The following is a 13,052-nucleotide window of genomic DNA, read 5'->3' as shown; positions in this document are numbered from 1 at the left end:
TCCCCCGCACCGAGAGCTAGGCTCGTCACGGCGCCTCCCGCCCGCGGCGAAGCCCGCGAGCCGTACACCCGCGGAGGCGCCGCTTGGGCCGGGAAGCAACAGGAGCACCAAACGTGGAACACGCAAAGACCGTCGAGCTGCGCGGACACCTCATCGACCAGGGCATCTTCGCCCGCGTCATGGACGACGTCCTCGAGTACTCGGGGGCCTACACGATCGACCGCTTCGACGTGGGCCGCCACCACACCGACGAGTCCTACGTCCAGCTCACCGTCTCCGCCGAGACGCCCGAGCTGGTCGAACGCATCGTCATGCGCCTCCAGACGCACGGCGCGAACCCGCTCGACCCCGGCATCGCAGCCCTCAAGCCGGCCCCGCGCGACGGCGTCTTCCCCGAGGACTTCTACTCCACCACCAACTTCGACACCCAGGTGCGGCTCAACGGCAGCTGGATGGACGTCGAGAACTCCGAAATGGACTGCGGGATCATCGTCTCCGAGGACCGCGCCACCGCCAAGACGCTCCCGGTCTCCGACGTCAAGGCCGGCGAACTGGTCGTCTGCGGCGGCGAGGGCGTCAGGGTGCTGCCGCTGCCCGAGCCCGAGCGCAAGAGCCCCGAGTCCTCGAACTTCGAGTTCATGAGCGGCGGCGTCTCCTCCGAACGGCCGCAAGCGCTCCAGGTGCGCCAGATCGCCGAGCGCATGCGCGAGGTCAAGGCCCGCGGCGAGAAGATCCTGTGGGTCGGCGGCCCCGCCATCGTCCACACCGGAGCCGGTAAGGCCCTTGAGGCGCTCATCAACGAGGGCTATGTGGACGTGATCTTCGCGGGGAACGCCTTGGCGGCGCACGACATCGAGTCGAACCTGTTCGGCACCTCGCTCGGCGTCGACCTCGACAAGGGGCACGGCGTGCCGCACGGCCACGAGCACCACATCCGGGCCATCAACAAGATCCGCACCTGCGGGTCGATCGCCGAGGCCGTCGAGCAGGACGTGCTCAAGGGCGGCATCATGCACGCGATGGTCAAGAACAAGAAGGAGTTCGTGCTCGTCGGCTCGGTGCGCGACGACGGCCCGCTGCCCGACGTGCACACCGACGTGATCGAGGGCCAGCGCGCGATGCGCGCCGCCCTGCCGGGCGTGGGCTTCGCGATCATGGTCGCCACGATGCTGCACTCGATCGCGACGGGGAACATCCTGCCCGCGAAGGTGCCGCTCGTGAGCGTGGACATCAACCCCGCGACGGTCACGAAGCTCGCGGACCGCGGTTCGGCGCAGGCGATCGGCGTCATCACCGACATCGGCCTGTTCTGCGAGCAGCTCGCCGGCGAGCTCGTGGTCGGGTACAAGCGCGACTAAGACGAGGCGAGGGGAGGGCGGTCGACCTGGTCGGCCGCCCTTTCGCGTTCCCCGTCCACAAGCCCCCACCCACCACTAGAGGGGAAATACTGTAGGGCCAGCGTCGCGCGGGGGTCTGACAAGAACCGGGCCGCGCGGCGTCCATGTCACCCGAAAGTGGCCCGATTCGGGTGGTGTAGCGCTTTCCAAACCGCGGCGCGCCCGCTATGATCCCATTAAATCGATTCATATCGATATCTCAATTGAATCGTTTCACCGGCACGACTCCATAGGAGCAGCAATGTCCCTCGCACCGAAGCGAAGACTCCGCACCCTCGTCGCGACGGCCGCGGCCGTCATCGCGGGCGCCGCCGGCGCCGTCGCGATCCCGGTCCTCGACGGCGCGGCCGTCGCCCAGGCCGCGTGCGGCGCCAACTCGCCCCACGCCACGGTCACCGGCTCCAGCGGCGCCTACGTCACCAGGGAGGGCTCGACCACGGTCTACTCCGGCGGCGACTACCGCGCCGCCGTCCAAGCCGGCGTCGACACCATCTCCAGCGGCCAGCGCGTCGCCGTCATGGCCTCCGGCTCGATCGGCGCCAGCACCATCACCATCCAGAGCGGCAAGACCTTCGAGGGCTGCGGCACCATCAACGTGGGCAACCGCTCCGGGCGCGGCGCGATCGAGGCGATCAACACCACCGACGTCAACATCGCGTTCCTGAAGATGTCGGGCAACCCGTACTTCGGGCTGCGGTTCTCCGGGACCAACGGCCTCAAGCTCGGCGATATCGACCTAACCCTGAGCGGCGGCCTGGGCATCCGCTTCGACCGCGACGCGGCGTGGAACTACAACGTGACGATGAACGACATCTACGTGTCGGGCGCCGGGAGCCACGCGGTCGAGACCTGGAACATCGACGGGTTCAACATCACCAGGGTGACCGCGCGGAACGTCGGCGAGTCGGGCCTGCTGATCCAGAACTCGCGCAACGGCTGGGTCGGCACGGTCGACGGCAACAACGTCGGCGCCGGCACCGGTTACGCGACCTTCCGGATGGCGAACACCAACGGCAGGACCGCGAGCGGCGGCTACGCGACCAACATCTGGGTCGACAACGTGATCTCCCGCGGCGGCGGGCGCGGCATCTTCTGCGTCTCGCAGTCCGGCGGGGTGGTCATCAAGAACGTGGACCTGGCGAGCAACGGGAACAACTCGGTGCTCATCGAGAACTGCTACAACGTCTCGATCAGGGGCGGGACCGTGAACGGCGGCGGCGAGGTGCGCCTGGCGGCGCGCACGGAGTTCCCGAACAACAAGGACATCTGGATCACGCTGCGGGTCGACAACACGTCGGTGCGCGAATCGCCCTGCGGCGAGAACACCAACTGGACGCTGAGCGGCAACGGCGCCAGGAACATCTGCTGACACCGCCGCAAAGAAGCAGGGCCGGAGCTTCCGCTCCGGCCCTGTCATGTGTGTCTTAAGGGACGATCTCGCGGTGGCGGGCGAGGTCGGCCGCGCCGATGACGCCGGCCTTGGAGCCGAGCTCGGCGGCGCGGACCTCGGCGACCGGCACCTGGGCCCGGTCGGCGAGGGCCGCCGTGTAGTGCTTGCGGATCGGGTCGAGGAGCAGGTCGCCCGCGTCGACGACGCCGCCGGCGATGAGGATGACGCCGGGGTCGATGAGGTTGACCAGGTCCGCGGCGGAGTTGCCGAGGTAGAAGCCGATGAAGTCGAAGGCGCTCAGGGCGACCTCGTCGCCCTGGCGGGCGGCCTCGGTGACCTGGCGGCCGGTGATCGACTCGGGGTCGCCGCCGGCGAGCTTGAGCAGGACCGCGGCCTTCTCGGGGTGCTCGGCGGCGCCTTCCTGGGCGGCGCGGGTCAGCGCCCGGCCGGAGGCGTACTGCTCGAGGCAGCCGGTGCGGCCGCAGCCGCACTGGCGGCCGTCGGGCATCACGGAGCGGGTGTGGCCGATCTCGGCGGCGACGCCGTGGGTGCCGCGCAGCAGGTTGTCCTTGACGACGATGCCGCCGCCGACGCCGGTGCCGATCGTGTAGAGCACGGAGGAGCGGTGGCGCTTGGCGGCGCCGAAGCGGTGCTCGCCCCAGATGGCCACGTTGGCGTCGTTCTCGACGACGACGGGGAGGTCGATGGCCTCGGCGACCTTGTCCCGGAGCGGCTCGTTCTTCCAGGAGAGGTTGGGAGCCAGCATGACCGTGGAGCGGTCGGAGGAGATCCAGCCGGCCGCGCCGATGCCGACGGCCTCGATCTCGCGGCCTTCGCGCAGTTCGTCGACGACCGCTTTCACGGCCTGGATGACGCCGGGCGTGTCGTCCGCTGGGGTGGGGCGCCGGGTCGTGGCGAGGACGTTGCCGTTTTCGTCGACGACGCCGCCGCCGACTTTGGTGCCCCCGATGTCGACTCCGATAGTCAGACTCACTGCTGTACCCTCCAGCGGTTCACGGTTTGAGGCGTGGAATGCCGCGCGACGCTGCGGGCCACCGAGGACTTTACAACCCGATGACCTGGAGATGAAATCGGCCGTTCCGTCCTACTCGGCGAAGGTATCACCGGCCGGGATCGGAGCGGGCGGCTTGGTGACAGTCCGCAACGGGCGTTCGACGGTCCGGCCCCAGCTCCGCTAAGCTGCCCTTAGCATCATGGTCTGCCTCACAGTCCCTCTTCCGTCGGAAGTTGACCCACCGGTAACATGATCTGTGAGCCACTTTACAAAGCCGTGAACATGGCCTTTGAACGGAGCCTTCCATGCGCGAGTTCGCCGTCCCCCCCGTGGTGACTGTGCCCGACGACGACAACACCCTCACCGCGCTGTGGGACGCGGCCGAGAACCACCCCTCCTCGATCCTCTTCATGCGCTCGTTCGACGACGGCGCGACCTGGCAGGACGTCACCTCGGTCATGTTCCGCGAGCAGGTGGTCGCCGCCGCGAAGGGCCTGGCCGCGGCCGGTATCCAGCCCGGCGACCGGGTCGCCCTCATGTCCGCCACCCGCTACGAGTGGACCCTGCTCGACTACGCGATCTGGGCCGCCGGAGCCGTCACCGTCACCATCTACGAGACCTCCTCCGCCGACCAGGCGAAGTTCATCATCGAGGACTCCGGCGCGGTCGCCGCCATCGTCGAGGACGCCGAGATGGCCGAGATGGTCGAAGGCCTCGGCACGCAGGTCAAGCACGTGTGGACCATCGACGGCGCGCCCGGCGCGATCGAGGCCCTGGACGCCCTCGGCGCCGACGCCGGCGTCGACATCGAGGAGCGCCGCACCTCCCGCAAGGCCGACGACCTGGCCACCATCGTCTACACCTCCGGGACCACCGGCCGCCCCAAGGGCTGCATGCTCACCCACCGCAACCTGCTGGCCGACATCCGCAACATCATCCCCGAGGTACCCGGCGTCCTCTTCGACGGCGCCCGCATGCTGCTGTTCCTCTCGCTCGCGCACGTCCTCGCCCGCATCCTGCAGCTCGCCGGCATGGAATCGCGCACCACCATCGCCCACGCCGACCGCACCAAGCTCACCGCGATCATGCCCGTGGTCAAGCCGACCACCCTCCTCGCGATCCCGCGCGTGTTCGAGAAGGTCTACGCCGGGGCGTACCAGAAGGCCCTCGACGGCGGCAAGGGCGCGATCTTCGAGAAGGCCGCGGCCTGCGCCAAGGAGTACAGCCGCGCCCTCGACAAGCCCGGCGGGCCCGGCCTCGCCCTCAAACTGCGCCACAAGCTGTTCGACATGCTCGTCTACGGCAAGATCCGGGCCGCCATCGGCGGCGAGTGCAACTCCGCCGTCTCCGGCGGCGCCGCCCTCGGCCCCGAGCTCGGCCACTTCTTCCGCGGCATCGGCGTCACCATCTACGAGGGCTACGGACTCACCGAGACCTCGCCCGTGCTCTCGCTCAACCTCCAGACCGCCATCAAGGTCGGCTCGATCGGCCGGCCCACCCCGGGCACCGCGCTGCGCATCGCCGAGGACGGCGAGCTCCAGGCCAAGGGCCCGCAGGTATTCCCCGGGTACTGGAACAACGACGCCGCCACCGCCGAAGTGCTCGACGCCGACGGCTGGTTCTCCACCGGCGACATCGCCGAGATCGACGACGACGGGTACGTCACCATCACCGGCCGCAAGAAGGACATCATCGTCACCGCGGGCGGCAAGAACGTCGCCCCCGGCCCGCTCGAGAAAATCCTCGACGCCCACCCGCTCATCGCCTACGCCATGGTCGTCGGCGAGGGCCGCCCCTACATCGGCTGCCTCATCTCCCTCGACGGCGAGATGCTCCGCGACTGGCTGACCAGGCACGACAAGGACCCGAAGACCCCGATCAGCGACCTCACCGAGGACCCCGAGCTCCTCGCCGAACTGCAGGCGAAGGTCGACGAGGCCAACAAGACGGTCTCCCGCGCCGAGCAGATCAAGCAGTTCCGGGTCATGCCGGTCGAGCTGAGCGAGGACGCCGGGGAAATCACCCCGTCAGTCAAGGTCAAACGACACGTCGTCATGGAAAAATACTCAAACGAGATCAACGCGCTCTACGACACGGCGAAGGCGCGACGAAACGAGTAAGCGAGGTGCCCGCATGGGCGATGAGGCGGTGCTCGAGCGCCAGTGGCGACTGCCCGCCCTCGCGCTGCGGGGTGTGCTGTTCGCGCTGGTCGCGGTCTTCGGCTGGGCTTCGGAAGGGCTCGCCGACGCCGCGACCTGGTGCGGCATACTCGCCCTCGCGGCGCTCCCCGGCGTCGTCCTCCCCCGGCACCGGCTCCTGGCCCCCGCCGGGCAGCTCGCCGAGGTCGCCGTCGTCGTGCTCGGCACCCTCGCCACCGACGGGCTCCCCGCCTGGATGCTGCCGTACCTGATCGCGCCGTTCGCCACGGCCGCGTTCGACGCCGCCGACCAGACCGGCGAGGACGACGACCGGTACGCGCGGCTGCGCACCTGGGGCCCGCCCGTGCTCGTCGCCGTCGCCGCGGTCGGCCTCATCGCCCAGACCCCGCGCATCTCCGCGTACGACCGCGGCACCTACGTCACCACTGTCGCCGTCGCGCTCGCCTTCGGGCTCGCCTCCGCCGTCGGCGCCTGGTGGCTGCGCCGCTCCCGCTCCTCCGACCTGCACCACTCGCAGCTCCCGTACGCCGAGGCCGCGGCCCTGCTCACGCAGCTCCGCGTCGTCGCCCGCCAACTCCCCGGATCCACACTAGACCCGGGCGGCATCGCGACCGAGATCGTCGACACCGCCTCGCGCATCCCCGGCGTCGCCCGCGCCGCCGTGCTCTCCGCGGCCTCGGGCCGGCGCCTGGTCGTGCTCGCCCAACTGGCCGACGAACGCGTCGACTGGGAGACCTCCCCGCAGCTCAACTCGCTCCTCGCCGACGCCTGGGCCGGGCAGAAGCCCCAAGCCGGGCAGGTGCCGCTCTCGCGCTCGACCCAAGGACCCGTCGCGTCCCTGGTCATCCCGCTCGTCGCCGAAGGCCGCACCGTCGGCCTCGTCGCGATCGAATCCGACGACCCCGCCGCGTTCGGCCCCGAGGCCATCACCGCCGCCGAGGACCGCACCAAAGGCGCGGCCCTGCGGCTCGAGACCGCCCTCCTGTTCGAGGACGTGCGGTCCATGGCCACCACCGAGGAGCGCCAGCGCCTCGCCCGCGAGATCCACGACGGCATCGCCCAAGAGCTGGCGATGCTCGGCTACGGCATCGACAACGCCATGGCGGTGCTCCCGGCCGACGCCGGAGAGGCCAAGGGCGAGCTCGAGGAACTGCGGTCCGAGGTGACCCGGCTGGTGACCGAACTGCGGTTCTCCCTGTTCGAACTGCGGTCGAACGTCGACCGTCAGGGCGGACTGGCCTCCGCGATCGCGGACTATGCTCGTACTGTGGGCGCTTCCGCCGGCCTCAGGGTGCACTTGTCGCTCGACGAGGGCGGGGCGAGGCTCCCCGCCAGTACCGAAGCGGAGCTGCTGCGGATCGCACAGGAGGCGATCACGAACGCCCGCAAGCACGCCCGAGCCGAGAATCTGTGGGTGACGTGCGAGGTGGACCCGCCTTACACGCGCATCGAGGTGACCGATGACGGCCAGGGGCTCTCCGGGGAGGCTTCGGAGGGGCGCTACGGGCTGGCGATCATGAGCGAGCGGGCGGAGCGGATCCGCGGATCACTGGAGATCCGTCCGCACCAGCCGCACGGGACGACGGTGGCGGTGGTGCTCAACGCGGGGGCGCGGCCGACGCCCCGGGCCGAGACCCCGCGCCCGGGCTCCGCGGCCTGGGCGGCCGCCGACCGCACTTCGAGAACTGAACAGCCGGCCCGACGGCCCGACCGCGACGACGATTTAAGGCTTGCGAGCTGCGCGTCGAGTGGCCGTGGCAGCCAATGAGGAGAGAGACGAGATGAACGCTGAGGCGCAGGAGACGACCGGTCAGACGACCGTGCTCATCGTCGACGACCACGACCTGATCCGCAAGGGTCTCCGGCATGCCTTCGACCGCGACCCCGAGTTCGAGGTGGTCGGCGAGGCCGACACCGCCGCGGACGCGCTGCGGCAGGCCGCTTCCCTCATGCCGTCGGTGGTGATCATGGACCTGCGCCTGCCCGACGGGTCGGGGCTGGACGCGACCCGGAAGCTGCGCAAGGCGCACCCGAACATGGGCATCGTGGTGCTGACGATGTACGCGGGCGACGACCAGCTGTTCGGCGCGCTGGACGCGGGCGCTTCGGCGTTCGTGCCCAAGTCGGCCCCGGCGAACGACGTGGTCTCGGCCGCCCGGCACGCGGCGGCGAACCCGACGGCGTTCAGCGCCGCGGACCTGGCCGAGGCGATGCAGCGGCGGCTGACCCCGACCGGTCCCCAGCTGTCGCCGCGCGAGTCGCAGGTGCTGAAGCTCCTGGCCGACGGCCTCTCGGTGGCGGGGATCGCGAAGCAGCTGTACGTCTCGGAGTCGACGGCGAAGACGCACATCTCGAAGCTGTACGAAAAGCTCGGCGCCGGCAACCGCGCCCAGGCCCTCATGACCGCCCTCAAGCTCGGCCTCCTCGAAGCCCCCGACCAGCCGAAGTTCTGACGAGCAGCGGACTCGTGGACGCGGCGGAGCCGTGTTCACCGGTCCGCTCAGACGGTTTCGCCGTAGAGCATGCCCTCGAGGCGCCCGGCCTGGCGGTCCCAGGTCCATTCGCTCAGGGCCCATTCGCGACTGGCCTCGCCGAGCTTTCGCGCCAGCGAAGGGTCGGCGAGGACCTGCGCGAGCCGGAAGGTGATCTCGCCGAGGTCGCGGCCGTCGACCACCCACCCCGACTGGTCGTGCAGCACCGTGTCCGGCGCGCCGCCCGAGTCCCCCGCGATGACCGGGAGCCCGCACGCGGCCGCCTCCAGGAAGACCGCGCCGAGCCCTTCCACGTCGAGGCCGCGGCGGCGGGTGCGGCACGGCATCGCGAAGACGTCCCCGGCCGCGAAGTGCGCGGCGAGTTCGTGTTCGGCGACCCCGCCGGTGAAGACGACCTGGTCCTCGACGCCGTGCATGCGGGCGAGCGCGCGCAGCCGCGCCTCGTAGGGGCCCTGGCCGACGATGAGCAGCCGCACGTCCTGTCCGACCTGCTCGCGCACGTGCGGCAGGGCCGCGATGAGCATGTCCTGGCCTTTTCGCGGCACGAGCCGCGAGACGCAAACGATCACCGGGAGTCCGGTGAGCCCGTGGCGTTCGCGCACGCCGGAGCCGTCGACGCCGGGGTGGAACGTCTCGGTGTCGATGCCGAACGTCAACTGCTCCAACCGGGTCAGGTGCCCGGCGACCGGCGCGATGCGCCGGTGCGTGTAGTCCCCCAGGTAGGTCATGACGTCGAGAGATTCGGCGATGCGCCGCAAAGCGCCGCGCGTGCCGGGCATCATCGCCCAGCCGACCTCGTGGCCGTGGGTGAGGGCGATGGCGCGCTCGATCCCGGTGTCGTGCTTGAGACCGGCGGCGAGCAGGCCGAGCGGGGCGGCGGCACCGAACCAGACGCGGTCGCAGCGGTGCTCGCGCGCGATGGCGGTGACGGCGCGGGCGACCCGGGGGGTGGGCAGCAGCATCGCGGTGCGGTCGCGGACGACGGTGAAGGGCTGGGCGGCGTCGAACTCCTCCCAGCCGGGCGAGGCGGAGGTGTAGACGACCAGGTCGTCGGAGGGCAACCGCAGGGCCATGCCGTGCACAAAGGTCTGGATGCCGCCCCGGCGGGGCGGGAAGTCGTTCGTCACCAGCAATGTCCTGCTCATTTGCCACCCCCAACAAGGCTCCGGTCCTCGCTCCTGCTTGGAGTCAGTCCCTTGCGGAGCAACGCATGAAGAGCGGCCCTATCCGCGTCCTCACAAGAATGCATGTTACTTTGTGAACCATGACTTCCAGCGTCAAGCGGTCTTTCAAGTACCGCTTCTATCCGACCGACTCCCAGGCAGCGGAGCTGTCTCGGACGTTCGGATGTGTGCGCAAGGTCTACAACCTGGCCCTGCAAGCCCGTACGGAGGCGTGGACACGGGGAGAGCGGGTCAACTACAACCAGACCTCGGCGATGCTCACTGAATGGAAGAAGACCAAGGAACTCGCCTACCTCAATGAGGTGTCGTCGGTCCCGTTGCAGCAGGCCCTCCGGCACCTGCAGGCTGGGTTTGCGGGGTTCTTCGCGAAGCGGGCGAAATACCCGAGCTTCAAGTCCCGCAAACGCTCCCGCTCGGCGGCGGAGTACACCACCTCGGCATTCCGGTACAGCCATGGCCGACTCACCTTGGCGAGGATGTCCGATCCGCTGGCGATCGTTTGGTCGCGCCCGCTCCCGGAGGAGGCCAGACCATCGACGGTGACCGTCTCTCAGGACGCCGCTGGGCGCTGGTTCGTCTCGATCTCGTGTGAGGATCCGACCGTCAAGCGCATGCCTACCGCCGATGGGGTCGTGGGCATCGACGCGGGCCTGACGCATCTGCTTACGCTCTCGACCGGCGAGAAGATCGCGAACCCCCGCCATGAGCGTCGTGAACGGGAACGGCTGGCGAAGGCGCAGCGGCAGTTGGCGCGCAAAGCGAAGGGAGATGGGGCGAACCGAGCGAAGGCCCGACGCAAGGTCGCCAAGGTCTACGCGAAGATCGCCGACCGGCGCCGAGACCACTTGCACCAGCTGTCGACTCGACTCGTGCGTGAGAACCAAACGCTCGTGATCGAAGATCTGACAGTGCGCGACCTGGTCAAGCATCGACAGCTGTCGCGAGCCATCTCGGACGCGTCCTGGGCAGAGTTCCGCGTGATGCTGGAATACAAGGCGGCCTGGTACGGGAGAAAGGTGGTCACCGTGGATCGCTTCTTCCCGTCCACCCGGATGTGCTCGGCATGCGGCGGGCTCGGTGCAAAGCTGCCGTTGAACGTCAGGGAGTGGGTTTGCACTGGATGCGGGGCCTCCCACGACAGGGACGTGAATGCCGCGAAGAACATCTTGGCCGCCGGGCTGGCGGTGTCGGTCTGCGGAGCCGGTGTAAGACCTCAACGGAGCACTCCGGGCGGGCAACTGGCGATGAACCAGAAAACCCTGCGGCGTGAGCTGTAGGACTCTTGCCCGATAGGGACAAGAGGATGTCAACATGACCCCCTTCATAATCGAATCAGTCTTCCATGAAGGGAAAGATCGCGCGGCGATCCGCCATGACCGGGGGGTGAAGAGCAGCGGTCGGCAGTTCCGGTCTGTGACGGCGGTGGCACACTGGTGCCTATGTTGAGCGGCCAGGAAAGCGGCGACGAAGCCCCTGAACCGACGGCCTCCGGAGACGGGGCCGGCGCGGACGGGGGCTCCGAAGAGGACCCCTCCGAACCGGGCGCCGGGCCTTCCGACAGCGCCGTCCCCGACGGTGGCGGCCCGGCGGTCTTCCTCACCGAACCGGTGCGGCGCAGGGCCGTCGAGATCGCCGCGGTGGCGATGCCAGGGCTCGGCCCGGGGAAGGTTCCGGCCCGGCTCCGCCGCTTCCTCAAGTTCAACCCGGTCAAGCGCGCGAAGCTCGCCAAGTCCGAGCTCGTGTTCGCGCTCGCCTCGGACGCCGCGTTCCGCGAGGGCCTCGCCGAGGTCCTGACCGCCACTGATTCGTCGCTCATCGCCGCGATCGCCACCGGCGGCGAGGTCTCCCCCATGGCCGACCCGGCCGAGGTCGCCGCGCTCGCGTACCTGCTGCGGCCTGAGGGCTGGCGCGAGCTCATCGCCACCGCGAGCCAGGCCGTGCCCGAGGCCCCGGAGGCACCGGCCGCCGAGGCGGTGCCCGAGGGCGACTCGAAGCGGTTGGCGGCGTTGGAGAAAGAGAACGGGAAGCTCCGCGGCGCGCTGGCCGAGCAGCGCGCGGCGGCCGCGGCGCTGCAGGAGGAGCTGCGGCGCGCCCGCCGCGAGCTGAAGGACGCCGAGGACCGGGCCGCGAAGGCCGCGGGGGACCTCGCGGCCGACCGCGGGCGGCTCAAGCACCTCGACACCGAGCGCCGTTCCGAACGCCGCCGCCTCGAGTCCGAAGTGGAGTCATTGAAGGCGCAGGTGGAGCGGGTCAGGAAGGCCGACCGGGAGCACGAGCGGCTGATGTCGGCGCGGTTGTGGCTGCTCATGGAGACCTTGTCGGGCACCGCGACCGGCCTCCGCAGGGAGCTCGGGCTCGAGCCGGTCGTGGAGCGGCCCGCGGACTACATCGCCGACGAGCTGTGCGCCGAGCCCGAGGAGCGCACCGCCGAGGGCTCGCGCGGCCTCGAGCAGACCGACCCGCAGCGCCTCGACCACCTGCTGTCCCTGCCGAACCCGCACCTCATCGTCGACGGCTACAACGTCACGATCTCGGCCTGGGGCGAGACGCTCACCCTCGAGCAGCAGCGCAACCGGCTCGTGCAGGGCCTCGGCGCGGTCGCGGCCCAGACGAACGCCGAGATCACCGTCGTCTTCGACGGCGCCGACGCGATCTTCGGGACCAAGCCGAACGCCCGCGGCGTGCGGGTCCTGTTCAGCGCCAAGGGGCAGATCGCCGACGACGTCGTGGTCGAGCTCGCCCGGGTCGAACCCGAGGGCCGGCCGGTCATCGTCGTGTCGTCGGACCAGGAGGTCGCGATGCGGGTGCGCCGCGAAGGCGCCTACCCGGTGCCGTCGCCGCTGCTCGTCCGCTGGTTGCAGCGGATCTGAAGGCCGCCGCGGACGGGGCGCTAGCGGCTGCGCTTGGTCTTGGCGGCCGGTTCGGCCTTCAGGACCACCGATCCGGCGGCGAGGTCGTGCAGGCCGCGGTGGTACGGGTGGGCCAGCGCGGTCAGGGCCGGGAGCAGGAGCGAGAGCAGGACCGCGCGGATCAGGGAGCGCAGGGGGCCGATCGGCCCGCCGTGGTCCGCCGAGACGCATGCGATGCGCATGAGCCACATGCCGAGCGTCTGGGTGCCGAACGCCAGCAGGGCGGTGCAGTACACGGCGAAGATCACGGCGCGCAGGAGCGCCTGGCCGAAGGGGTCGGCCGTCGCGAGGTCGAGCCAGTTCAGGATTATCGCGAAGACCGTGCAGGCGGTCCAGTCGATGAAGAGGGCGACGAACCTCGCGCCGAGGGTCGCCAGGTCCTGTCCGGAGCCGGTGGTTTGAGGGGTGTTCGCACCGCGTTCGCTCGTCATGGCCCGAGTCTACGGGTGAGCCCGAAAGGTGCCTTGTACACCGCCCTGAGCAGTGGTTTCGGTCAATGTGGAACA

At 69.9% G+C, this 13,052-nt stretch carries 10 protein-coding genes; 7 read left to right on the top strand and 3 right to left on the bottom strand.

The features are described 5' to 3' along the window. Positions 1-113: 113 nt before the first annotated feature. Both J5V16_RS00340 and J5V16_RS00335 read left to right on the top strand, forming a co-directional pair. On the top strand, positions 114-1,358 hold the full coding sequence (locus J5V16_RS00340) for an ornithine cyclodeaminase, nickel-pincer nucleotide-dependent (protein ID WP_208493919.1): 1,245 nt from the start codon (positions 114-116) through the stop codon (positions 1,356-1,358). Between the two features lie 280 nt (positions 1,359-1,638). Beyond that, positions 1,639-2,766, top strand: a complete 1,128-nt coding sequence (locus tag J5V16_RS00335; protein WP_208493917.1) for a hypothetical protein — start codon at positions 1,639-1,641, stop codon at positions 2,764-2,766. Between the two features lie 55 nt (positions 2,767-2,821). Here the strand turns inward: J5V16_RS00335 and J5V16_RS00330 are convergent, their stop codons facing one another. Next, complete coding sequence (locus J5V16_RS00330) at positions 2,822-3,781, bottom strand: ROK family glucokinase (RefSeq protein ID WP_208493915.1); 960 nt, start codon at positions 3,779-3,781, stop codon at positions 2,822-2,824. A gap of 326 nt (positions 3,782-4,107) precedes the next feature. Between J5V16_RS00330 and J5V16_RS00325 the strand changes: the two genes are divergently transcribed. From J5V16_RS00325 to J5V16_RS00315, 3 genes are read left to right on the top strand one after another with little or no spacing between them, the layout of a single operon-like run. Next, entirely contained in the window at positions 4,108-5,922 is a 1,815-nt protein-coding gene (locus J5V16_RS00325; RefSeq protein WP_208493913.1) for an AMP-dependent synthetase/ligase, read from the top strand. 13 nt (positions 5,923-5,935) lie between these two features. Then, positions 5,936-7,729: a sensor histidine kinase gene (locus J5V16_RS00320; protein ID WP_208493912.1), complete on the top strand. Its 1,794-nt coding sequence runs from the start codon at positions 5,936-5,938 to the stop codon at positions 7,727-7,729. 13 nt (positions 7,730-7,742) lie between these two features. Then, positions 7,743-8,414 (top strand): response regulator transcription factor, encoded by a 672-nt coding sequence (locus J5V16_RS00315; RefSeq protein ID WP_208493911.1) that lies wholly within the window; start codon positions 7,743-7,745, stop codon positions 8,412-8,414. 47 nt (positions 8,415-8,461) lie between these two features. On the opposite strand, the gene J5V16_RS00310 is transcribed toward J5V16_RS00315, so the two are convergent. After that, positions 8,462-9,598: a glycosyltransferase family 4 protein gene (locus J5V16_RS00310; protein WP_208493910.1), complete on the bottom strand. Its 1,137-nt coding sequence runs from the start codon at positions 9,596-9,598 to the stop codon at positions 8,462-8,464. Positions 9,599-9,717: 119 nt separating this feature from the next. Here J5V16_RS00310 and J5V16_RS00305 point away from each other — a divergent pair, with 119 nt between their 5' ends. Both J5V16_RS00305 and J5V16_RS00300 read left to right on the top strand, forming a co-directional pair. Next, positions 9,718-10,914: an RNA-guided endonuclease InsQ/TnpB family protein gene (locus tag J5V16_RS00305; RefSeq protein ID WP_208493909.1), complete on the top strand. Its 1,197-nt coding sequence runs from the start codon at positions 9,718-9,720 to the stop codon at positions 10,912-10,914. Positions 10,915-11,076: 162 nt separating this feature from the next. After that, the gene (locus J5V16_RS00300) at positions 11,077-12,507 is read left to right on the top strand and encodes an NYN domain-containing protein (RefSeq protein WP_208493908.1); all 1,431 of its coding nucleotides are present in this window, start codon (positions 11,077-11,079) and stop codon (positions 12,505-12,507) included. A 20-nt stretch (positions 12,508-12,527) separates the two neighbouring features. Here the strand turns inward: J5V16_RS00300 and J5V16_RS00295 are convergent, their stop codons facing one another. Next, entirely contained in the window at positions 12,528-12,977 is a 450-nt protein-coding gene (locus tag J5V16_RS00295; protein ID WP_208493907.1) for an RDD family protein, read from the bottom strand. Positions 12,978-13,052: the final 75 nt, after the last annotated feature.

It is taken from the genome of Glycomyces niveus, from assembly GCF_017592475.1.
Lineage (GTDB): Bacteria > Actinomycetota > Actinomycetes > Mycobacteriales > Micromonosporaceae > Glycomyces > Glycomyces niveus.
This window is presented reverse-complemented; position numbering and strand designations above follow the sequence as displayed.